The organism is Zobellia sp. OII3 (assembly GCF_002211465.1).
GTDB classification, from domain to species: Bacteria; Bacteroidota; Bacteroidia; order Flavobacteriales; family Flavobacteriaceae; genus Zobellia; species Zobellia galactanivorans.
The window spans coordinates 206,099-227,796 of record NZ_MWRZ01000006.1 but is presented as its reverse complement, the minus strand read 5'-3'; the positions used below and the strand labels follow the sequence as shown (position 1 = coordinate 227,796).

22 protein-coding genes are annotated in these 21,698 nt (G+C 44.5%); 12 read left to right on the top strand and 10 right to left on the bottom strand.

Features of this window, described 5'->3' with window-relative positions; all coding sequences use genetic code 11:
- The first annotated feature begins 6 nt into the window (after nt 1-6).
- The 4 genes from B4Q04_RS16370 (at nt 7) to B4Q04_RS23130 (ending at nt 3,466) form a co-directional block, all read left to right on the top strand.
- Nucleotides 7-1,158 carry a gliding motility-associated C-terminal domain-containing protein gene (locus tag B4Q04_RS16370; protein ID WP_013992112.1) on the top strand — a complete coding sequence of 384 codons (1,152 nt, stop codon included), beginning with the start codon at nt 7-9 and terminating at the stop codon, nt 1,156-1,158.
- Nucleotides 1,159-1,523: 365 nt separating this feature from the next.
- The gene (locus B4Q04_RS16365) at nt 1,524-2,258 is read left to right on the top strand and encodes a M15 family metallopeptidase (protein WP_013992113.1); all 735 of its coding nucleotides are present in this window, start codon (nt 1,524-1,526) and stop codon (nt 2,256-2,258) included.
- 37 nt (nt 2,259-2,295) lie between these two features.
- Entirely contained in the window at nt 2,296-3,060 is a 765-nt protein-coding gene (locus tag B4Q04_RS16360; protein WP_013992114.1) for a M48 family metalloprotease, read from the top strand.
- Nucleotides 3,061-3,298: 238 nt separating this feature from the next.
- Entirely contained in the window at nt 3,299-3,466 is a 168-nt protein-coding gene (locus tag B4Q04_RS23130) for a DUF6747 family protein (RefSeq protein WP_316932901.1), read from the top strand.
- A 107-nt stretch (nt 3,467-3,573) separates the two neighbouring features.
- On the opposite strand, the gene B4Q04_RS16355 is transcribed toward B4Q04_RS23130, so the two are convergent.
- Nucleotides 3,574-3,966, bottom strand: coding sequence for an ankyrin repeat domain-containing protein (locus B4Q04_RS16355; protein ID WP_088697445.1), 393 nt, complete (start codon nt 3,964-3,966; stop codon nt 3,574-3,576).
- A 342-nt stretch (nt 3,967-4,308) separates the two neighbouring features.
- On the opposite strand from B4Q04_RS16355, the gene gpmI reads away from it, so the two are divergent.
- The 3 genes from gpmI to B4Q04_RS16340 are packed head-to-tail and all read left to right on the top strand — an operon-like array spanning nt 4,309 to nt 7,491.
- On the top strand, nt 4,309-5,826 hold the full coding sequence (gene gpmI / locus B4Q04_RS16350; RefSeq protein ID WP_088697444.1) for a 2,3-bisphosphoglycerate-independent phosphoglycerate mutase: 1,518 nt from the start codon (nt 4,309-4,311) through the stop codon (nt 5,824-5,826).
- Between the two features lie 33 nt (nt 5,827-5,859).
- A complete protein-coding gene (gene map, locus B4Q04_RS16345) occupies nt 5,860-6,678 on the top strand; it encodes a type I methionyl aminopeptidase (protein ID WP_013992117.1) in 819 nt (272 codons plus the stop codon).
- Between the two features lie 42 nt (nt 6,679-6,720).
- Nucleotides 6,721-7,491: a class I SAM-dependent methyltransferase gene (locus tag B4Q04_RS16340; RefSeq protein WP_013992118.1), complete on the top strand. Its 771-nt coding sequence runs from the start codon at nt 6,721-6,723 to the stop codon at nt 7,489-7,491.
- On the opposite strand, the gene B4Q04_RS16335 is transcribed toward B4Q04_RS16340, so the two are convergent.
- From B4Q04_RS16335 to B4Q04_RS16300, 8 genes are all read right to left on the bottom strand, one after another.
- Nucleotides 7,488-8,495: an FAD:protein FMN transferase gene (locus tag B4Q04_RS16335; RefSeq protein WP_088697443.1), complete on the bottom strand. Its 1,008-nt coding sequence runs from the start codon at nt 8,493-8,495 to the stop codon at nt 7,488-7,490. The two genes, B4Q04_RS16340 and B4Q04_RS16335, sit on opposite strands and share 4 nt — an antisense overlap.
- Nucleotides 8,488-8,856, bottom strand: a complete 369-nt coding sequence (locus tag B4Q04_RS16330; protein WP_013992120.1) for a hypothetical protein — start codon at nt 8,854-8,856, stop codon at nt 8,488-8,490. Before B4Q04_RS16330 ends, B4Q04_RS16335 begins: the two co-directional genes overlap by 8 nt.
- 113 nt (nt 8,857-8,969) lie before the next feature.
- Nucleotides 8,970-10,277 carry an NADH:ubiquinone reductase (Na(+)-transporting) subunit F gene (gene nqrF / locus B4Q04_RS16325; protein WP_013992121.1) on the bottom strand — a complete coding sequence of 436 codons (1,308 nt, stop codon included), beginning with the start codon at nt 10,275-10,277 and terminating at the stop codon, nt 8,970-8,972.
- 2 nt (nt 10,278-10,279) lie between these two features.
- The gene (gene nqrE, locus B4Q04_RS16320) at nt 10,280-11,032 is read right to left on the bottom strand and encodes an NADH:ubiquinone reductase (Na(+)-transporting) subunit E (RefSeq protein ID WP_013992122.1); all 753 of its coding nucleotides are present in this window, start codon (nt 11,030-11,032) and stop codon (nt 10,280-10,282) included.
- Between the two features lie 21 nt (nt 11,033-11,053).
- Nucleotides 11,054-11,701: an NADH:ubiquinone reductase (Na(+)-transporting) subunit D gene (locus B4Q04_RS16315; protein WP_013992123.1), complete on the bottom strand. Its 648-nt coding sequence runs from the start codon at nt 11,699-11,701 to the stop codon at nt 11,054-11,056.
- A 1-nt stretch (nt 11,702) separates the two neighbouring features.
- Nucleotides 11,703-12,452 (bottom strand): Na(+)-translocating NADH-quinone reductase subunit C, encoded by a 750-nt coding sequence (locus tag B4Q04_RS16310; protein WP_013992124.1) that lies wholly within the window; start codon nt 12,450-12,452, stop codon nt 11,703-11,705.
- A gap of 2 nt (nt 12,453-12,454) precedes the next feature.
- On the bottom strand, nt 12,455-13,729 hold the full coding sequence (locus B4Q04_RS16305) for an NADH:ubiquinone reductase (Na(+)-transporting) subunit B (RefSeq protein ID WP_088697442.1): 1,275 nt from the start codon (nt 13,727-13,729) through the stop codon (nt 12,455-12,457).
- Between the two features lie 3 nt (nt 13,730-13,732).
- The gene (locus B4Q04_RS16300; protein WP_013992126.1) at nt 13,733-15,085 is read right to left on the bottom strand and encodes a Na(+)-translocating NADH-quinone reductase subunit A; all 1,353 of its coding nucleotides are present in this window, start codon (nt 15,083-15,085) and stop codon (nt 13,733-13,735) included.
- A 152-nt stretch (nt 15,086-15,237) separates the two neighbouring features.
- On the opposite strand from B4Q04_RS16300, the gene B4Q04_RS16295 reads away from it, so the two are divergent.
- The 5 genes from B4Q04_RS16295 (at nt 15,238) to B4Q04_RS16275 (ending at nt 20,510) form a co-directional block, all read left to right on the top strand.
- Nucleotides 15,238-16,482 (top strand): DUF5103 domain-containing protein, encoded by a 1,245-nt coding sequence (locus tag B4Q04_RS16295; protein WP_013992127.1) that lies wholly within the window; start codon nt 15,238-15,240, stop codon nt 16,480-16,482.
- A 36-nt stretch (nt 16,483-16,518) separates the two neighbouring features.
- Nucleotides 16,519-17,646: a DUF3667 domain-containing protein gene (locus B4Q04_RS16290; RefSeq protein WP_088697441.1), complete on the top strand. Its 1,128-nt coding sequence runs from the start codon at nt 16,519-16,521 to the stop codon at nt 17,644-17,646.
- Nucleotides 17,647-17,658: 12 nt separating this feature from the next.
- Entirely contained in the window at nt 17,659-18,045 is a 387-nt protein-coding gene (gene apaG / locus B4Q04_RS16285) for a Co2+/Mg2+ efflux protein ApaG (protein ID WP_013992129.1), read from the top strand.
- A 202-nt stretch (nt 18,046-18,247) separates the two neighbouring features.
- Entirely contained in the window at nt 18,248-19,876 is a 1,629-nt protein-coding gene (gene pruA, locus B4Q04_RS16280) for an L-glutamate gamma-semialdehyde dehydrogenase (RefSeq protein ID WP_088697440.1), read from the top strand.
- Nucleotides 19,877-19,997: 121 nt separating this feature from the next.
- Nucleotides 19,998-20,510, top strand: coding sequence for a DinB family protein (locus tag B4Q04_RS16275; RefSeq protein WP_013992131.1), 513 nt, complete (start codon nt 19,998-20,000; stop codon nt 20,508-20,510).
- A gap of 544 nt (nt 20,511-21,054) precedes the next feature.
- Here the strand turns inward: B4Q04_RS16275 and rsmG are convergent.
- The gene (rsmG, locus tag B4Q04_RS16270; protein WP_013992132.1) at nt 21,055-21,690 is read right to left on the bottom strand and encodes a 16S rRNA (guanine(527)-N(7))-methyltransferase RsmG; all 636 of its coding nucleotides are present in this window, start codon (nt 21,688-21,690) and stop codon (nt 21,055-21,057) included.
- Nucleotides 21,691-21,698: the final 8 nt, after the last annotated feature.

The following is a 21,698-nucleotide window of genomic DNA, read 5'->3' as shown; positions in this document are numbered from 1 at the left end:
CAGCACATGAAGAAATACCTATACATAGCGGCACTCATTTTGGCATCGGGCGTACAGGCCCAATCGGCCCTGTACAATGCCGGCAACCTGCGTGTTCACGACGGAGGGCGAATAGGCTTTCATACCGACCTGATCAACGACGGTAGTTTTGACGAAAACCTCGGCCTGGTCGGTTTTTATGGCGATAACCTCCGCACCATTAGCGGCAGCCTGCCCGCCACCCTTTACGATGTTGAGTTCGTAACCGGTTCGGGTGCCATATTACAGACCGGCTTGAACGTATTGAACAATGCCAACTTCGTAAGCGGGGATGTCATCACCGATCGGGCACAGACCTTCAATTCCCTTAACTTTTTGAACAATGCCTTTCCTAACGGCCAAAGCGATATCAGTAAGGTAGATGGCTATGCCAGCGTAAGTGGTCAGTCCGATTTTATGTTCCCCGTAGGCGACACCCAACAGTTTCGCCCCTTGCGCTTAATTTCCGAAAGTCCGAATACCCTGGCCCGATGCGCCTATTATTTAGAAGACCCGAACAGCCCGAGCATTATACCGGGTTCGTTCAATACCGATAACAAGGCTGCCGAGATCGGCCGGATCAGCACCGTGGAATTCTGGCATTTAGAAGGCTCGGTGCCTTCTACCGTACAACTGCTTTGGAACGAAAGGAGCAACATCAGCCTTTTGACCAACGACGTTAACGAAGTGGTCATTGTCGGCTACAGCAAGTCGGAAAACCGATGGGTAAGCCTCGGAGGGCCCGTCTCTTCAGGATCCCTTAGCCAAGGGATTGCCGCTACGGGCACGATTGTCCCCGATGACTACGCCGTACTTACCTTTGCGGCCGCAGGCGAGCCCCGTGACTATCTCGACCTCGAAAATTACTTCGTCTCCCCCAATGGTGACGGAATCAACGATTTTCTCGAGATTCCCGAATTGGCGTTATCGCCCAACAACTTTATGCAGATCTTTAACCGGGAAGGACTCAAGGTTTTTGAAAAAAGAAATTACACCAATGAATTCAACGGACACTCTACACAGAACAACTTTGTGGTATCGCGCGATAAGGGACTTCCCTCGGGCGTATACTTTTACATCGTTACCCTAGATGATCTAGATCTTGAATTTCAAGGATTTTTGTATTTGGCGAACGACTGATAAAAAAAGGGGCTTAAAGGCCCTTTTTTTATGCGCCCTATTTTGCCGCACCACATAAAGCCCGGACATAGTGATACCCCTGGAACGTGCCTTTTCTTTTTTTTGTAGGATGTTGAACCTACCTCCCCTATTTCACTTTTGCCCTACTACTGTTTTCATGCCCCCAACGAGCGGCACAAATCGGCCTTAAAGCCATAGGAATCATTCCGATAGCGGGAAGCCTTAGGTTTTTTTCTTATTTACCACCGTCATTTTACACGATAATTGCTAGTTCAAACGTTATGAATTCGGTCGCGATCTATTCTTGGCATCAAATTTGGGTATCTTTGTCTAGATTGCGAACACGATTAAAACAAAATGGTAGTATGGAACGACGAGCATTCATAAAAAAGAGTGGGGTTGCAGGCCTGGCATTGGCCGCACTGCCCAATTTGGCATTCTCAAAAGATTTTGAGTACAGCATTTTAGAACTGATGGGCAAGACCGATATCAAACTCTACGGTAAGGGCATCAATTTAAGAAAAGAGGCACATGACGCCTTTGTTGAAATGAAAAAAGCCGCTTACGGCGATGGCATAGATTTAAAAGTTGTCTCCAGCTACCGCAGTTTTGAACGTCAACGTTCTATCTGGGAACGCAAATTCCTAAAATACACCGACGACGGCAACATGGCCCCGCTAAAGGCCATTGACAAGATCATAGAATATTCCACCATACCCGGCACAAGCCGACACCATTGGGGTACCGACATCGACATTGTTGACGGTAATCGCAAGGTAGAGGGCGATATGCTGGTACCTTCGAAATTCGGGGAAGGCGAACCCTATGCCGATTTCAAGAAATGGATGGATGAAAATGCCAAGGACTTCGATTTTCACTTGGTCTATACCGACACCCCCGGCCGTAGAGGCTTTAAATACGAGCCATGGCACTATAGCTATGCCCCATTATCGGTTCCTATGTTGACCGAGTTCAGAAGAAAGAACATCATGCAATTGCTAAAAAACGAAGATTTCTACGGTACCGAACATTTTACCGAAGGCTTCTTGACCAACTACATACAAGATAATATCCTGGATATCAATACCGAACTTCTTTAGGTCTTTTGTATATTGAGGTACAAAAGAACACTAAACCATGCGAAGAGGAAGTTGGAAAATTAGGATATTCATCGGCTTGGCCATTGTGGCGTTTGCCTTTATCAAGCGTTGGAGCAGCAAAGAGGAAAACCCCTATACCGGAAGGGTACAGACCATTAACATGAGTACCGAGCAAGAGATTGCCATCGGCCTGAACAGTGCCCCTGAAATTGCCCAACAATACGGAGGGCTATACCCCGATGAGAAGCTACAATCTTACGTAGACCAAATAGGGCATAAACTCGTACAGAACAGCATTGCCCGGGAAACTCCTTATAAATACGACTTTCACTTATTGGCCGACGACCAAACGATCAATGCCTTTGCATTGCCCGGCGGTCCGGTCTTTATCACCTATGCCCTGTTCAAACAACTGAACGAGGCCCAGCTCGCCGGGGTTTTAGGCCACGAGATAGGCCATGTGATCGGCCGACATTCAGCAGAACGCATTGCCGAGGGCGAATTTTGGCAAACCCTATCGACCGGAGCTTCCGTCGGTGGCGATATGGGCGGATTGGTCGGTGGAATCGGCCAAAACACCTTGCTTAAAAACGGTCGTGGCGATGAACTTGAAAGTGATGACCTGGGCGTACTCTTTATGATAAAATCGGGCTATCGCCCCGAAGAAATGATCAAGGTAATGGAAATCTTAAAAGCGGCGGCCGGCCCGAACCGGACCCCTGAATTCCAAAGCACCCATCCCGACCCTGAAAACCGGATCGAGAAAATACAGGAATCCATAGAAAAATACCGAAATCAGTAAGGCCCGACCCACTTCATACGGCTTCCCCCACAAAATCCTATCCATTGTCTCCCAATAGGTTACGATTTATTTTATAAATTCCGTGAAGAGTTGTTAAATTCGATGAACTGCAAAGGCACCGCCGTTTAATTGGCTATCTTTACACCTCCCAAAGACTACCATTGCCAGAGCACTGATTTAACCCTTATAGCTTTACAATAACCAATGCCCCTAGACAAGGCATTAAAAGAGAAACTATATGGGAACACTATTGCACTTTAAAAATTTGTACGTCCAAGCATTCGAAAATTGCAAGCCTGAAATCGTTGTATTTCTTTTAAAGGCCTATTCGGTGTTTTGTGGATTAATGTTGTTTATGGCCGTTTACGCGTTTATGCATAGGGCCTTACACGGATTTGAATTCTGATCCGTATCGTTTTACCGCTCTTTTACGAGTCACTATATGAAAAGAAACCCGGCCATAGCAATATGGTCGGGTTTTAGTTTTCATAGCAATCGGGCCAATTCAAGCTTTTAGCTTCCCATGGCCGAATCAATGACCCTTAGGGCATCGACCGCATTGGATAGCTCTGCGTATTTTTTTATGGAATACCCCTTATCGCTCTTGATCTTTAGGCTTGCCCCATTTGCAATCAACAATTCTAGGATTTCGGCCCTGTTATAGCGTGCGGCAAAAATGGCCGGTGTCATTCCCAAAGACTTTTGGTTGACGTCTTCGCCCAGTTCTATCAATTTTTTTACGGTGTCAAAATCGCCCTGCATAATTGCCTTGCAGAAAGAATTTACTTCTAAAGTCCGGTACATTTCAAATGCCGGTGCATTGTTCGTAGTAGTGTTGTCATTGGCCATTAAGGCTGTAGATCCGACCAAACAGGCCATAGCGAAAGTGAATACTGTTTTTTTCATGATGAGTGATTTTAATTGATGAATTTTTATTGATTGTACTAGATAGACTTGATTTTCGCCATCTTGTTACAAGATTTGGGGCATAATAACAGAATTTTAACAATTGGGCTTCCTACAACCCTTGATCTGCAATAGGGCTTATCGGCCCTTTACATCCATTTTCAAGCGTCTTGCCCTCGGTAGCGCTGTAATGCCGTCCTTCCCCAGAAATTTAAAAAATACTATTTCGAACAGTAAAATGTGGTATCTCTAACAATGTTGAAATCACCGTAAAAAAGCCCCGTCATAATTGGTATTTCCTCATAGATCACAGTACTTTTGAAAATCTAATTTTCAGAACCCATGAACAAGAAAGTAATACTTATGATTCTTGACGGTTGGGGCAAATCGCCCGACCCCAAGGTCTCCGCAATAGACAATGCCAATACTCCCTTTGTCGACTCCCTTTACAAAAACTACCCGAACGCCAACCTTCTTACCGATGGTATGAACGTAGGTTTGCCCGAAGGTCAAATGGGAAACAGCGAAGTGGGCCATATGAACCTTGGTGCCGGACGTATCGTATACCAAGATTTGGCAAAGATCAACTTGGCCGTAAAAGAGAACACCTTGAAAGACGAAAAGGTCTTACAAGATGCCTTTGCCTATGCCAAGGCGAACGACAAACCCGTACACTTTTTAGGCTTGTTGAGCAATGGTGGGGTACACAGCCACATCAACCACATCAAAGGACTTATTGAGGCCGGTAACGCCAGTGGCGTAAAAAATATGTTCGTTCACGCCTTTACCGATGGTAGGGACGTAGACCCCAAAAGCGGAAAAGGTTTCTTGACGGACCTGAGCGATTTCTGTAGCGATAAAAATACCAAACTGGCTTCCGTAATCGGAAGGTATTTTGCCATGGACCGCGACAAACGATGGGAGCGCGTAAAGAAAGCCTATGACCTTATGGTAAATGCCGAAGGTGATAAAACCGCCGATATTGCCGCAAAAATGCAGGAGAACTATGACAAGGGCGTAACCGATGAGTTTATCGAGCCCATTGTAATGACCGACAGTAAGGGAAGCCCCGTTGCCAAAATCTCAAATGACGATGTGGTCATCTTCTTCAATTTCAGGACCGACCGTGGACGCGAGCTTACCGAAGTCTTGAGCCAGAACGATATGCATGAACAGAACATGCACAAACTCAACCTGTATTACGTAACCCTTACCAATTACGACGATTCGTACACCGGGGTTCACGTGGTTTACGACAAAGACAATATCAAGGACACCTTGGGCGAAGTCTTGGAAAGGGCGAATAAAAAGCAAATTCGTATTGCCGAGACCGAAAAGTATCCGCACGTTACCTTTTTCTTCAATGGTGGCCGTGAAAAGCCCTTCAATGGCGAGCAACGTTTGCTATGTCCTTCCCCAAAGGTAGCCACCTACGACTTACAGCCGGAAATGAGCGCCTATGACATTAGGGACGCCATCATTCCCGAATTGAAAAAAGGAGAGGTCGATTTTGTCTGCCTAAACTTTGCCAACCCTGATATGGTAGGCCATACGGGAGTTATGTCTGCCGCTATCAAAGCGTGTGAAGTGGTCGATGAATGTGCCAAGGATGTAGTAACGGCAGGACTGGAGAACGGCTATACTTCCATAGTCATTGCCGACCACGGTAACTGTGACACCATGGTAAATCCTGACGGTAGTCCGAATACCGCACATACCACCAACCCCGTACCATTGATCTTGGTCGACAAGGAAATCAAAGAGATCAAAGACGGTGTTCTGGGTGATATCGCCCCTACCATTTTAAAACTGATGGGCGTTCCCCAACCCGAATTAATGACAAGAAAGGCTCTTGTTTAGTCAATAACATCAAATATTTTTACCTTTGCCGCTATGATCAAATTAAAAACACCCGAGGAAATAGAACTAATGCGTGAAAGCGCCTTGGTGGTATCAAGAACTTTGGGCATGCTGGCATCGGAGATAAAACCAGGTGTCACCGCCCTATATCTTGATAAATTAGCAGAAGATTTTATCAGGGAGCAGGGCGCTGAACCAGGTTTCTTGGGCATGTACGATTTTCCGAATACGTTGAACATGAGTCCGAACGCCCAAGTGGTGCACGGCATACCCAACGCAGAACCTTTGAAAGAAGGCGATATTATTTCGGTAGATTGTGGTGCCCTTAAAAACGGTTACTACGGCGATCACGCCTATACCTTTCCCGTTGGTGAAATAGCGGAAGAGACCAAAAAACTACTCAAGGTCACCAAAGAATCATTGTATTTGGGCATTGCCCAATTCAAGGCGGGAAACCGCGTTGGCGATGTGGCCTATGCCATTCAGAACTATTGCGAGAGTCACGGTTATGGCGTAGTTCGCGAATTGGTAGGCCATGGTCTGGGCAAGAAATTACACGAAGGCCCTGAAATGCCGAACTACGGTAAACGCGGTCGTGGAAAACAGTTCAAGGAAGGTCTTGTTGTTGCCATAGAGCCTATGATCAACATGGGAACACGGCGCATCAAGCAACTCAAGGACGGTTGGACGATCTTAACGGCCGACGGTCAGCCCAGTGCCCACTTTGAGCACAATGTGGCCATCGTTAACGGCAAACCCGAGCTTCTCTCTACCTATCAGTATATTTATGAAGCCCTAGGTATCGAAAGCGACGAAGAAGATCAGTTCCATCAGAAAAAATTGGTTCTTTAAGCAAGAGCGGATATAGGTAACCCGAACAAACCCGTTCCATACGTGTCCAAAATTTTCAAGTTCATTCTAAATGCCGTTCCTAGGCCGCTGCTTATCAAGTTAAGCTACCTAGTGCGACCGCTTTTAGGTCTTTGGATGCGCGGCAATCGCTATGAAGACCCTATTGACGGCAAAAGGTTCAAGCGCTTTTTACCCTACGGTTACGAAAGCCCCAGGGAAAATGTGCTTGCCCCTTACACCTTGTCTTTGGAAAGGCACCGTTTGTTATGGCTTTACCTAAAACATCGATCGAACTTCTTTACCGAAAACCTAAAGGTGCTCCATTTTGCCCCGGAACAGGCGTTTTACAAGCGCTTTAGAAAACTGAAAAACCTAGATTACACTACTACCGACCTTTTTTCGCCCCTAGCCGATGTAAAGGCCGATATCTGTAACCTACCTTTTGAAGACAACAGCTTTGATGTGATTTTGTGCAACCATGTGCTCGAACATATACCGGACGACACCAAGGCCATGCAGGAGCTCTATCGCGTCTTGAAAAAGGGAGGTTGGGGCATCTTACAGATTCCGCAAGACTTGGAACGCGAGACCACCTTTGAAGATGATAGCATCACCGACAAAAAGGAACGCACGAAGATATTCGGGCAGTACGACCACGTTCGCATTTACGGTCGCGATTATTTCGACAAGTTAAGAAGCATAGGTTTTATCGTCGAGGAAGTAGACTATACCGCCACCCTTTCGCCCGAAGACATAGACAGGTACCGATTGGCCAAGGGTGAAATCATTCCCCTGGTAAAAAAACCGGCCTAAGATTTCGTCAGCAAAGCCTCAAAACCCGGGGTCATAAACTCGTGGGTTTCCCCCTTCTCATCAAAAAAGATAATATAGGCCTCCAGCTCGCGCCTAACCGTCAAAAGCTTCAACACCTCATCTAAGTCCATTGCCATAAAGGAAGTAGCATAAGCATCGGCTTTTGCGCAATTATCGGCGAGTACGGTAGCGGCCAAGGTATTGGAGTTTTTGGTAAACCCCGTAATGGGGTCGATCGTATGCACATATTTTACCCCGCTGACCGGGTCTTCCCTAAAATGCCGGTAGTTTCCCGATGAGGCCAAGGCCTTATCCTGAAGTTGGATGGTAGCCTTCAATTTTCGATCGTCTTCAATGGTAGGATCTTCTATTCCCACGACCCAAGGCTTCCCTTTGATCTGGTTTTGACCTTTGGCCACGAGCTCCCCACCTACTTCCAGCAAGTAGTTTTCAACATCGTGCATCTCCATCAGCTTCGCCAAGCGATCAATGGAATATCCTTTGGCAATGGCATTAAAATCGAAATAGATATCGGGTTCGGTCTTTTGAACGGTAAAGCGCTCGGTAAGCTTTACTTTATTGAAACCCACATAACGCAGAAGGCTATCTACGCGGGCGCTATCCATCTCCATTTGTTTTCCCGGGCCAAAGCCCCAAGCGTTTACCAAAATCCCCACAGTGGGATCAAAATGGCCTTTCGTATGGGTGTACACTTCTTGTGACAAATTAAAAACCTCCCTGAACATATGATCCACTACCAAGGTAGAATCGCCCTTATTGATCCTCGAAATATCGGAGGTCGGAATATAGGTCGACAAGGAATGGTTGACCGCATCAAAGACCGAATCGATTTGCTTTTGCAAGTCGAGCTTTTCAGGCGACAGATATATCAGGTTATACGAAGTACCCAAGGCCGCACCCGATGCTTCGTTTCGGACCATACCACCCGGACCACCACATGAAATCAACTGCAATCCGACAAGAAACACTATCAATCTATTCATCTTCAATCTCAATTAAACCTCTATAATCAACAATATAGGCCTCGTTCAAATATACCGGTAAATCTTGGTTCTCGGCATTTGACAGTCCCACCCCCGCATAATAGGTTCGCGCTTCATGCTTATTGGCATGATCCTTCATTTTAGCCATTAAGGCCTCGTCATAAACCGTAGGGTCTTTCGGGTGCGGTACATAGCGTACCACGATAAAATGCAATACCTTATCCTTTAGGCAAACAAATTGGGGATTCTTTTTAGGTTCGCTGTTCACGCCCATAAAATCGTAGCCCTCAGCCTCAAGCTCCCGCCCCACAATGTTCATGGCCAGGTTATGCAGTTCTCGGTCCGTTAACGGTTTCCCCATAACTCTAAAAAAATTAGATCAAAAAAAACCGATGTTAGTACATCGGTTTTTATTCAATTTAAAAAGCTTGTACGATATAACATACTAAAACTCCTTTGTTGGTACGTATATGATTATCCACCAAAATCATCAAAACGGATATGCTCATCGGGAATACCAAAGTCTTCACCCATTTTCTGTACCGCCTTGTTCATCAATGGAGGTCCACAGAAATAAAGTTCTATATCTTCAGGTGATTCGTGATGGTTCAAATAGTGCTCGATCACACAGTTGTGGATAAAGCCTACGAAGCCGTCACCCGGTGCATCAATATTTTCCTTAACCTTCCAGTTATCTTCCTCCATAGGCTCAGAAAGTGCCATATAGAATTTGAAATTTGGAAACTCTTGCTCTAATTTCTTAAAGTGGTCAATGTAGAAAAGTTCCCTTTTAGAACGACCACCGTACCAATACGTTACTTTTCTGTTGGTCTTAAGGGTTTTGAACAAATGGTACAAATGCGAACGCATTGGCGCCATACCTGCCCCACCACCAACATATAACATCTCAGCATCGGACTCGTTGATAAAGAATTCACCGTAAGGTCCTGAGATAACTACATCGTCACCAGGTTTCAAGGAGAATATATAAGATGAAGCCACCCCTGGGTTAACATCCATCCACCCGTTCTTGGCACGATCCCATGGTGGAGTCGCAATACGAACGTTCAACATGATCTCTCTTCCTTCCGCAGGGTAAGAAGCCATCGAGTAGGCTCGCTCTACGGTTTCAGGGTTTTTCATTACCAAAGGCCAAAGGTTGAACTTGTCCCACTCCGCTTGAAACTTATCGGGTGTTTCATGTTCTTCCGGGTGGGCGGTAATATCGATATCGGAATACTTGATCTCACATTCCGGAATCTCGATTTGGATATATCCCCCAGCCTTGTATCCCATATCTTCGGGGATCTCAACAACGAATTCCTTGATAAAGGAGGCTACGTTATAGTTACGAACCACTTTGGCAGGCCATTTTTTGATACCGAATACCTCTTCGGGTATGGTAATCTCCATGTCTTGTTTTACTTTCACCTGACAGGCCAAACGAGCTCCCGCATTCAATTCCCTTTTAGAGAAGTGGGGTGTTTCTGTAGGCAAGGCCTCACCTCCACCGGAAAGCACATGGCACTCGCACTGAATACAGGTTCCACCGCCACCACAAGCCGACGGCAAGAAAATTTTCTGGTTACCGAGTGTAGAAAGCAATGAACTTCCCGAGCCCACCTCTATCTTCTTCTCCCCGTTGATCGTAATGGTAACGGGACCCGAAGGCGATAGTTTTTCCTTGGTGAACAATAAGAGGGCCACCAAAATCATTAAGAGTATCAAAAATGCGACTACTGTAATAAGAATAGTTCCGCCGGTACTTGCTGCTAATAGCATATCTAATTATTTATTGCGTCGTTATAAGAAATTTCCTTTTCCTCGATATCTTTCTTTTCAAGCTCTTTCTTCTCGATTTCCGATACCTTGTCGTTAACCACTTGTTGTTCTTCCTTAACAGGGGCAGCGTCGTCACCACCTGTCAACATACCTCCAAAACTTTGGAAACCGATACCCATCAAACCTGTTATAATAAAGGTTATACCCAGACCTCTTAACGGGGCCGGTACATTGGAGTATCTGATCTTTTCGCGAATAGCGGCAATGGCCAAGATGGCCAAGAACCATCCGATACCAGAGCTAACACCGTAATTGAAAGCCAAGCCCAAGGTTTGGATATCCCTTGACTGCATAAAAAGCGAGCCCCCCAATATCGCACAGTTTACTGCGATCAGAGGCAAGAAAATACCCAAGGAGTTATAAAGTGAAGGTGAAAATTTCTCCACTACGATCTCTACCAATTGTACCATAGTAGCAATGGTGGCAATGAATAGGATGAAGGAAAGGAAGCTCAAGTTGTAATCGGCGTATTCAGGTCCTAACCACACCAACGCACCATCCCTTAAAAGATACTGATCCAACAACCAGTTCAAGGGAACGGTAACGGCCAGTACAAAAATTACGGCAGCTCCCAAACCTACGGCGGTAGCTACTTTTTTAGATACTGCCAAGTAAGAACACATCCCCAAGAATACGGCGAACACCATATTATCTATAAAGATGGACTTAAAAAATAATTCAATATGCTCTAACATAATTCTATCTTTTTACCTTAATTAATGATCTTCGACCAAGGCCGGATTTCTTGAACGCTGTACCCAAATGATAATACCTACAACGATCAAAGCCGCCGGTGGAATAATCATAAATCCGTTGTTCTCGTAACCTATGGAATACAAGCCCGTCTTTTCGATCGGATTTCCTAAGACAGGATAACCGAATAAAGTTCCTGATCCCAAAAGCTCCCTAAAGAAGCCTACGATGACCAAGATAACGCCATAACCCAAGGCATTACCGATACCATCCAAGAACGACCTCCACGGACCGTTACCCAAGGCAAAAGCCTCGAAGCGTCCCATAATGATACAGTTGGTAATGATCAGACCAACAAATACCGAAAGCGTTTTACTCAACTCATAGGCAAAGGCCTTCAAGACCTGATCCACGATAATTACCAAGGTAGCTACCACGATCAACTGAACGATAATCCTAATTTTGGAAGGAATGATGTTTCGCATCAAGGAAATCACCACGTTACCCAAAGCCAAAACGAAAAGTACCGAGACCGCCATTACTACGGAAGCTTTCAACTCTGCCGTAATCGCCAGCGCAGAACATATACCCAATACCTGAATGGTAATAGGGTTGTTATCGGCTAACGGGTCTGTTATTAGACTTGCATCTTTTTTTGTTAATAGTGCCATATTATTTTGCGCTAACGGTTTTTAAATAGTCCTCATAGAGATGTACACTCTCTTTAATCATAGCCGACACCCCGTTTCCGGTAATTGTTGCTCCTGCGAGCGCATCGACTTCGTTGTCATCTTTTGTATTGTTCAAGGGGTCGTTATTTCCCTTGGCTACGGTAATACCTTCAAAGGCCGTACCCTTAAGGATGCTTTCACCAGTGAAATCATCCATAAAATAACGCTGCTTGATGTTTGCCCCTAGACCCGGTGTTTCACCTTTGTGGTCGAAATAGACCCCTTTAACGGTCATGGTCTTGTCAACTGCGATAAAACCCCAGATGGCATCCCAAAGACCTTTTCCGTACATCGGGATGATATAGAAGGTCTCCCCGTCTTTTTCCCCGATCAACAACGGAAGCTTGGGCGTTTCACCTTTGGCGGCGATAGCCATTTGCTTTTTCATATCGATCAAATACGCATGGTCGTCTTTGGTAATTTCACCACCTTCGATAACCAATTGCTCTTTGATATACTTTTTAAACTCGCCCTCTACCTTATCGGTAGAAACGAAGTTTACACTACCCTCGTCAACATTTTCGTTTACGCCCATGGCATAAAGAATGTTCTGTTGCTTTTCAAACCGTTCGTTCTCGGCTATCCTATCTTTAAGACCGGAGGCCGCAAAAGCGAGAATAGAACCTACTATCACTACCATAACGGCAGCGAAAATAACGGTATATGAATTTTTATCTGTATTGATTGCCATAACTATACGGTTTCTGCGTGAAGTTCGTTTGCCTTGCCTTCCGAATCCTTAGGCAAGATGGTTGCATTTTTGAGTCGTTTCATTCTACGTTTTACGTTTCCACGAACCACATAATGGTCAATTGTCGGAGCAAAAACGTTCATTAAAAGAATGGCCAAGAAGACCCCTTCAGGATAGGCGGGGTTGAATACCCGTATCATTACCGAAAGGAAACCGATAAAGAATCCGTAGAACCATTTCCCCCTATTGGTCTGTGCGCCCGTAACCGGGTCCGTAGCCATATAGACAATACCAAAGGCCAAACCACCAACGATCAAATGTTTCCAAAATTCAAAACTCATAAGACCGTAAAACTTGCTGGTCTCATCGATCCAGCCTGCATCGACAACTCCGTTGAAGACCAAGCCCATGACCAAGGAACCGATAACGGCACTTAGCATAATACGCCAGCTAGCGATCTTACTAAAGATCAAGAACAAGCCTCCCAAAAGAATCAAGAATGTAGGAGTCTCACCGACAGAACCCGGTATAAAACCGAAGAACATATCCGATACCGAATACGACATCTCGGCCGCTTTATTCTGTGCCAAATACCCTAAAATAGTCTCACCAGAAATAGCATCGGGGCCACCGGCGCGTTCAACCGCCTGATATACCCAAACCTTGTCACCACTCATCCATGTAGGATAAGCAAAGAACAAGAAGGCCCTTATGGTAAGCGCGGGGTTCAGGATATTCATCCCGGTACCACCAAAGACCTCTTTACCGATGACCACACCGAAAACTACGGCCACGGCCAACATCCAAAGTGGCGTATCGATAGGAACGATCAAGGGAACCAACATACCCGTTACCAAGTAGCCTTCTTCCACTTCATGCCCTTTGATTACGGCAAATATAAATTCAACTAGAAGTCCCACTCCATAAGACACCACTAATAACGGAAGCACTTTTATGATTCCGATCCAGAAGTTGTCCCAAGTAAGGAAATCGTTCATCAACGAGAAATCTTGAGGAAATCCGTTTATGGCCGAATAGTGTTGGTAGCCCGCATTGAACATTGAAAAAATCAATACCGGCACCAAGGCCATGATCACCGTGTTCATGGTACGTTTTAAATCATCTGCCGCCCTTACGTGCGAACCCGAATGCGTGGTTTCGTCAGGAGCAAACAAAAATGTATGCAACGCATTGAAGGCCGGCGCCATTTTCTTGCCACGGTAATGGTGCTTTAAAATGTGCAGCCTTTTTTTGAAAGTCAGTCTTTTATCACTCATCTTTTATCCTATTTCTTTATGCAATAGATCCAATCCTTCCCTAATGATCTGTTGATGCGGTTGTTTTGAAACACAAACAAACTCGGTCAACGAGAAATCCTCCGGCGCCACTTCATAAAGCCCCAGTTGCTCCATCTCATCCAAATCTTTCACCATACACGCCTTAAGCAACTGCATAGGATAGATATCTAACGGAAATACTTTTTCATACATACCCGTTACCACAAAAGCACGGTGCTCCCCGTTGGTATTTGTAGTCAGGTCGTATTTTTTATTGGGCTGCATCCATGAGAACGTCAATGCCCTTGTAGCCGATATTTTATTGAAAACAGGTTTGTTCCATCCAAAGAATTCGTAATCATCCCCTTCAGGAATCACCGTTACCGTGTTATTGTAGTAACCCAAGTACCCATCAGGTGCCGATTTTGAACCCGTAAGCACATCACCGTTGATTACCCTAAAATTATCACCTTCAACACCGCTACTATATAAAAAGGTAGAGATTTCGGTTCCAATTTTGGTTTTGTAGTACTTTGGCGCTTTAACCGACGATCCGGCCAAGGCCACGATACGCTCAGGGTTAAACTTACCGGTCAGCAACAACTCACCGATGATCACCAAGTCTTGTGGCGTTACCGTCCAAACGGTCTCCCCTTTGTTGATCGGATCGATTTTATTGATCTGCGTACCGACCAAGCCTGCGGGATGCGGACCCGAAACCTTATGCAGCTCCACTCCTTTTACACCGGCCAATGGGGAGTTATCGGATTTTCCGACAGAAACATGGACCTTACCGGGTGTCAATTTGCCCAAGGCGGTCAATGCGGCCTGAAGTTCTTTTTCCTTTCCTTGCAAAACGTAATTCAAATCCGCAGCAAGTGGCGCCGTAACATATCCTGAAACGAAAATCGCTTTCGGATTCACATCCGGATTCGCTATAACGTCGTACGGCCGTTGCTTGATAAAAGGCCAGCACCCTGTCTTCAACAAGTATGCCTTGACCTCTTCCTTAGAGGCGTTTTCAACATTTAACAAATCGTGGGAAACGTTGGCCTGCTCTTTATCGGCTAAAATCCTTAACGTGAGAATGCGCCTTCTTGCGCCCCTTACAATCTCTACAAGCTCACCACTTACCGGCGAGACGAAAAGCATGTTTTCCTTGTCCTTATTGTAAAAAATTGGTTCTCCCGCTTTGACTTCAGCACCTTGCTTTACCAACATTTTAGGTGTGACTCCGTGAAAATCGTTTAGGTTTATGGCATAAACGTTACTTAAAACGGCTTTTGAGGTAGTTTGATCTGCAGCTCCAACAAGATTTATGTTCAAGCCCTTTTTAATCCTGATGTCTTTAGACATATTGTTCTAGACCTTAGGTTAACAAAATTTCGAGCAAAAATAATACTAAAAGGATTGTTTTCATAATAAATGCCTAGAAATTTAGGCCACACAGCGATCTAAATTTTTTGGGCAAGCTTTTTGTTTACCTTTGCAACAAAAAATAGCTGGTAATGCGCTTGAATCTTACACTGGTTTTTTCCTTCGTTTTAGCATCTTCAATATGGGCTCAGGTTCAAGTGGAAGTGAATCCTCCGGAACATATTAAGACCGTCATCTTTGGAGGACCTACGGAAGACCAATTTCCCGTAGTAGAGCTCGGCGAGAGCATCAAGCTCGAGTTTGACGACATTACGGCGGAGGAACGGGACTATTATTACAAGATCGTCCATTGCGATTACGACTGGCAACCGTCGCAACTTTTAAAGTCGCAATACCTCAATGGGGTAGACAACCAACGCATCACCGATTACGAGAACAGTTACTCCACCCTACAGTCCTATTCCAACTACAAACTGACCATACCCAACGAAAACGTAGGATTAAAGGTTAGCGGCAATTTCATATTGGAAATCTACAACGATAGCTACGAACTTCAATTTTCAAGGCGATTTGTCGTCTATAAAAACCTCGTCACCGTAGGAGGCACGGTCAAACGTTCGCGTGATTTCAACTTCCTGAACGAAAAACAAGTGGTACAATTCAGCATCAACGCCGGAAACTTTCAGCTGGTCAACCCGAAAAAAGAAGTAAAAGTGGCCATCTTACAGAACCATCAATGGGAAACGGCACTTTATAATATAGCCCCGCAATACACCTTGGGATCCGAACTGGTCTACAAATACGACCAAGAAACCAGTTTTTATGGCGGTAACGAATTCCTGAATTTCGACACCAGCGACCTTAGGGCACCGACATCGCAAATTTCAAGAATAGAAATCGGTGAACTTTACGACCATTATTTGTTTGCCGACGAATATCGTGCCGACCAACCCTATACTTATTACCCCGACATCAACGGCGACTTTGTCGTTCGCACCCTACAAGGCGACGACAATAGCAGGGAAGCGGAGTACACCATGGTCCATTTTGCCCTACCCTACGACGAACGCCTGGCCCTAGACGAGGTCTATGTTTTCGGGAAGCACAACAATTACGCCCTGAACGAGGGGAACAAAATGACCTATAACGAAAATAACGGGATGATGGAAGCCCAAATCAAACTCAAGCAAGGCTTCTACAACTATAAATACGTTATAAAACGCGAAGATGGCAGCATAGAACTCAATACCATTTGCGGCAACTACCACTTCACCGAGAACAACTACCTTATTTTGGTATATTACAGAAACTTCGGTGACCTATATGACAGCATTATCGGCGTTGGCTCGGCCAACTCGAGGAATATCAGTAACTAAACCGCCCCCCCTTGGCCTTGTATTTTTTCAAGACAAATGAACGACAAGCCCATAATATCAGGAAAAGGAAGGTACCACCTCAAATACCGAGGTACCGAATGCCTCAATTGCGGACATCCCCTAGACCTAAGTGACAGGTATTGCCCCAATTGCTCGCAGGCCAACAGCACTAAAAAAATATCCCTCAAAGATTATGTGGACGAGTTTTTCGGCACCCTGATCGCCTACGACTCACGATTGTTCCGCACACTCTCTACCCTACTCATCAGACCGGGAAAGATTACAAGAAACTATATCGACGGCAAGCGCATTTCTTTTACCAACCCGTTTCGGTTTTTACTAAGCCTTGCCATCATCTATTTTTTGATGATAAATTTTACGGGGAATTTTTCAAAACTGGACAAATATGCCGCTCAGGACTTCTCGGCCGTTGAAGACGTGATTTCCGAATTGACGCTAGATCCGTCAAACGAAGAGGAAGTCGTATTATCACAAAAAATCGATTCCCTTAAAAAAGCGGTAAACTACGACACATACAAAGAGCGAAAGCGCAAGCGCGACTCATTGCTCTTACTCGACCCAGGCGCCCATTTAAAGAAAATAGACCAAGGTCTTTTAGGCGACCGCTTCAGCGCCAAGCACGTTTTGTTCACCACCCTTTTGAAGCACGACACCATTTACGACTACCAAGATATAGAGCAGAAATACGGATTTGCCGAAACTTTCGAGAACAAAATGGCATTCAACATCGCCAACGGGTTCTTAAAACTCCAAAAATCGCCCGGCAGCTTCCTAAGCACCTTGATCTCAAAATTACCGTTCGTCGTGTTTTTCTTTTTACCGGTCTTCACCCTATTTATCTGGCTGGTATATATCAGAAAAAAATACAGTTACACCGATCATTTGATCTTTAGTTTCCACAACACCGCTTTATTGTTTATCTTGCTCATTATTAGTTATTTGATTGACTCCGTTTTCAAAACAAACAGCAATTGGATTTTTCTAATGATTTTTTCGACATACCTTTTTGCGGCTATGCGGAATTTTTACGGGCAGAGCATATTCAAAACTATTGTTAAATATCTCTTTCTCAACACTATTTTTTTTATATTGGCTATATTTTCCACGGTAATTCTTTTTACCGGAAACATTATCACCTTTTAGAAGGAAACGCTTATGATCACACAGGTAACCAAGGGCATAAAAATTTCGGTAAACACCAGTTTTGAGGGTACATTCTTCAAGAACTATAAAATGCACTTTGCCTTTGGCTACACCATCACCATAGAAAACCAAAGTAAAGACTCCGTACAGCTGACCTCGCGTCACTGGAAAATCTACGACGCCCTTAACGAGCTAGAGATCCTTGACGGGGAAGGTGTAATCGGCAAGAAACCGGTCATCAAACCCGGCGAATCGCACACTTACACTTCCGGTTGCCTTTTAGCCTCGCCCATCGGCGCTATGAGAGGCCATTACAATATGGTAAATTTTAGTTCCACCGAAAAATTTAGGGTCTATATTCCTACGTTTAAATTTCACGCCCCTTTTGCACTGAATTAAGCCATTCCCTTTCAATATCATAGTATTTTTACGCCGATTTAAAAAAAACTGTTAGCACATTGGTTTTACAGTGGGTTCACGCCCTATGGCTTTATGCTTTTTTTAGCATAGTTTACGGGCATTATTACCCCCATAGCAATTTTTTATTCGCACTAAGAATCCTACCTTTACGCTCTATTTTTTAAAACTTAATTAAAGTATTATGAGCAAAGGTTTTTTTCAAGTACCGACAGCTATCAACGAACCGATAAAAAGTTATGCACCAGGCTCTCCCGAAAGAGAAGAAGTCTTAGAACAGTACCGTGCTTATTTTAACGGGAATGTAGACGTACCCTTATATATAGGTAAAGAAGAAATTAAGACCGGTAATACCAAGCCGATGTCTCCCCCACACGACCATAAACACATCGTAGGCCAATATCATGTAGCCGAAAAGAAGCATGTGACCCAGGCCATTGAAAACGGCTTGGCATCTCGATCGGCTTGGGCCGACCTTACTTGGGAACAGCGTGCCGCCATTTTTTTAAAGGCTGCCGAATTGATCGCAGGGCCTTACCGGGCAAAGATCAATGCCGCTACCATGATCGCACAATCGAAAACCATACATCAGGCCGAAATCGATGCAGCCTGTGAGTTGATCGATTTCCTTCGCTTTAACGTAGAGTACATGTCACAGATCTACGAAGAGCAACCTGATTCGGCCGAAGGTATCTGGAACCGTGTAGAATATAGACCCCTAGAAGGTTTTGTTTACGCCATTACCCCATTCAACTTTACCGCCATTGCCGGAAACCTTCCAGCAAGTGCCGCCATGATGGGTAACGTAGTGGTATGGAAACCCAGCGACAGCCAAGTATTCTCGGCAAAGGTAATCGTCGACATCTTCAAGGAAGCAGGTCTTCCCGACGGAGTGATCAACGTAGTTTACGGAGATCCGGTAATGATTACCGAGACCGTATTGGACAGTCCTGATTTTGCAGGTATCCATTTTACAGGTTCTACCCATGTCTTCAAAGAACTTTGGAAGCAGATAGGAACCAACATCCATAAATACAAAACCTATCCAAGAATCGTTGGGGAGACCGGCGGAAAGGATTTCATCATCGCACACCCATCGGCAAAACCACAGCAAGTGGCCACTGCCATCGTTCGTGGCGGTTTTGAATTCCAAGGTCAGAAATGTAGTGCGGCCTCGCGCGTCTACCTTCCTAAATCGTTATCGGAAGAAATTCTTGAATCTGTCAAGAAAGACGTTGCTTCGTTCAACAAACCCGGAAGCCCCGAAGATATGAGCAACTTTGTAACGGCGGTTATCCACGAAGGTTCATTCGACAAATTGGCCAAATACATCGATCAAGCCAAAAACGACGACAATGCCGAAGTAATCATCGGTGGAAACTACGACAAATCGAAAGGGTATTTTATAGAGCCTACGGTCATCCTTACCACAGACCCCAAATACACCACCATGGAAACCGAATTGTTCGGCCCAGTGGTTACGGTATATGTATATGAGGACGAAGATTGGTCCAAAACCCTTAAGCTCGTTGACGAAACCTCGGAATACGCCTTGACAGGAGCCGTTTTGTCTACCGACAGATATGCGATCGACGAAGCTACCAAAGCACTACAAAACTGTGCCGGCAACTTCTACATCAACGACAAACCGACTGGAGCCGTTGTAGGCCAGCAGCCTTTTGGCGGCGCTAGGGCTTCCGGAACCAACGATAAGGCCGGTTCGGCCCAAAACTTGTTAAGATGGGTTTCTCCCCGCCTTATTAAGGAGACTTTTGTGACCCCAACGGATTACAGGTACCCCTTCCTAGGCTAAACAAGACATCAAAACAATACTGATTATCAGTATTTTATTGTAACTTTTGCTAAATTCCCCAATTCCCGGTTTTAGAATCGGACAATTGGGGAATTTATTTAACCACTAAAATGAAAAGAAAATGAAAAAACTCGCATTAATGACATTCCTTATGGTAGCTACCATAACGTATGCACAAGAAAAATTGACCCAGAACACCATTCAGGGTGTTTTAAAGGGAAACCAAGAACAGGTAATTGCCTTAGCGGAAGCCTTTTCAGAAGAGCAATACGCCTGGCGCCCTACCGAAGGGGTCAACTCGGTTGCCGAAGCCCTGTTGCACGTTGCCGGGGGAAACTACTACCTAGCCTCTAAAATGGGTTTTGCCCCACCAGAAGAGGTTGATATGATGAACCTCTCGAAAATTACGGGCAAGGAAAACATTATAGCCGCATTGAAAAAATCGAATGAATTCGTTCTTGATAAAATAACCCAAGTAGAGAACGACCAATTTGCGGATGAAGTGGACTTTGGATTTGCCAAAATGAACAAGTTGGGCGGCCTTTTGGCCATAATGGAACACAACGGAGAGCACAAGGGCCAATTGATTGCCTATGCGCGATCTAATGGTGTCACTCCCCCATGGAGCAAGTAAGAAAAGCGTAAAACCTTCAAAAGCCTTTCGACACATGGGTGTTGAAAGGCTTTTTTTATACCCCTACCCCTCTTTTTTCCAAACCAACACAATTTACCCCTTCGAGTTAACGTTATATTTACATTAAAATAACATAACACACACATTACTTCACCAAAACGAAGTGATTTCAGTCGATGTCAATATTATAACAAACTCATTATAAGGTTTTTAAAAAACAAACCTTATCAAACAGCAAATCTGCTCCAATGAGGATATCGAAGCCCATAAATTCAATTTTATCTCCTTGATTTTAAGGAAAAAAGGCTAAAATTCGATTGAATACATACTTTTAATGTAAATTTAACGTTAAGTAATTGTAAACTAATCGTAATAATTACGTACTTTGTAGTAACTGTAAAAAAAATGAGGATTATGGATATGCAGAAAACATACAGTAAATCACGAATGATTGTAGATTGCTTACGTATACACGTATGGAGTTATTTAAAAATTTACGCGAGGAAATATAGAAAGGCGTATTACCACCTATTGAGCTTATAGACTAGCCCTTGTATTTCATGGGCAGGTAAACCACTTTTTTGGTTTCGAAAAAAGACTCTTCAAAGTAGTCGGTAAGATCATAGGTCTCTACGGACTTATAACCTTCCAGTTCTTCCGACAAGTCCCCACCTTTTAAGTAAAGAATTCCGTTTCTACGTTCGTGTAGCGAATCTTTTTTTATTCTCCCTTTGACCCAGTGCACAAAAGTAGGCATTGCGGCAACCGCTCGACTTACAATAAAGTCATGTTGTTCCTTGGTTTCCTCTACCCTGGCATTGATGGTACGTACGTTGTCTATACCAAGACCTTGAACGACCTCTTCTACCACTTTAATTTTTTTACCGATAGAATCGACCAAAGTGAACTGTACTTCAGGAAAAAGTATAGCCAGGGGCACACCGGGGAAGCCCCCACCGGTACCTACATCGAGAACGGAAGCCCCATCGTTAAACTGCTGAACTTTAGCTATTCCGGTTGAATGAAGCACATGCCTCAAATAAAGTTCATCTATATCTTTACGAGAAACTACGTTTATCTTTTGGTTCCAATCTTTATACAGTTCTTCCAATAAAATGAAGCGTTTTTGTTGAAGTTCTGATAAATTGGGAAAATATTTAAAAACTAATTCGGCAGTCATGCGTATAT

Coding starts and splice junctions, on each gene's coding strand:
- rsmG (WP_013992132.1), bottom strand. CDS start 21,690: ATGACTGCCGAATTAGTTTTTAAATATTTTCCCAATTTATCAGAACTT.
- map (WP_013992117.1), top strand. CDS start 5,860: ATGATCAAATTAAAAACACCCGAGGAAATAGAACTAATGCGTGAAAGC.
- nqrE (WP_013992122.1), bottom strand. CDS start 11,032: ATGTTAGAGCATATTGAATTATTTTTTAAGTCCATCTTTATAGATAAT.
- B4Q04_RS16370 (WP_013992112.1), top strand. CDS start 7: ATGAAGAAATACCTATACATAGCGGCACTCATTTTGGCATCGGGCGTA.
- gpmI (WP_088697444.1), top strand. CDS start 4,309: ATGAACAAGAAAGTAATACTTATGATTCTTGACGGTTGGGGCAAATCG.
- B4Q04_RS16365 (WP_013992113.1), top strand. CDS start 1,524: ATGGAACGACGAGCATTCATAAAAAAGAGTGGGGTTGCAGGCCTGGCA.
- B4Q04_RS23130 (WP_316932901.1), top strand. CDS start 3,299: ATGGGAACACTATTGCACTTTAAAAATTTGTACGTCCAAGCATTCGAA.
- pruA (WP_088697440.1), top strand. CDS start 18,248: ATGAGCAAAGGTTTTTTTCAAGTACCGACAGCTATCAACGAACCGATA.
- B4Q04_RS16300 (WP_013992126.1), bottom strand. CDS start 15,085: ATGTCTAAAGACATCAGGATTAAAAAGGGCTTGAACATAAATCTTGTT.
- B4Q04_RS16315 (WP_013992123.1), bottom strand. CDS start 11,701: ATGGCACTATTAACAAAAAAAGATGCAAGTCTAATAACAGACCCGTTA.
- B4Q04_RS16310 (WP_013992124.1), bottom strand. CDS start 12,452: ATGGCAATCAATACAGATAAAAATTCATATACCGTTATTTTCGCTGCC.
- B4Q04_RS16335 (WP_088697443.1), bottom strand. CDS start 8,495: ATGAATAGATTGATAGTGTTTCTTGTCGGATTGCAGTTGATTTCATGT.
- B4Q04_RS16330 (WP_013992120.1), bottom strand. CDS start 8,856: ATGGGGAAACCGTTAACGGACCGAGAACTGCATAACCTGGCCATGAAC.
- nqrF (WP_013992121.1), bottom strand. CDS start 10,277: ATGCTATTAGCAGCAAGTACCGGCGGAACTATTCTTATTACAGTAGTC.
- B4Q04_RS16295 (WP_013992127.1), top strand. CDS start 15,238: ATGCGCTTGAATCTTACACTGGTTTTTTCCTTCGTTTTAGCATCTTCA.
- B4Q04_RS16305 (WP_088697442.1), bottom strand. CDS start 13,729: ATGAGTGATAAAAGACTGACTTTCAAAAAAAGGCTGCACATTTTAAAG.
- apaG (WP_013992129.1), top strand. CDS start 17,659: ATGATCACACAGGTAACCAAGGGCATAAAAATTTCGGTAAACACCAGT.
- B4Q04_RS16355 (WP_088697445.1), bottom strand. CDS start 3,966: ATGAAAAAAACAGTATTCACTTTCGCTATGGCCTGTTTGGTCGGATCT.
- B4Q04_RS16290 (WP_088697441.1), top strand. CDS start 16,519: ATGAACGACAAGCCCATAATATCAGGAAAAGGAAGGTACCACCTCAAA.
- B4Q04_RS16360 (WP_013992114.1), top strand. CDS start 2,296: ATGCGAAGAGGAAGTTGGAAAATTAGGATATTCATCGGCTTGGCCATT.
- B4Q04_RS16275 (WP_013992131.1), top strand. CDS start 19,998: ATGAAAAAACTCGCATTAATGACATTCCTTATGGTAGCTACCATAACG.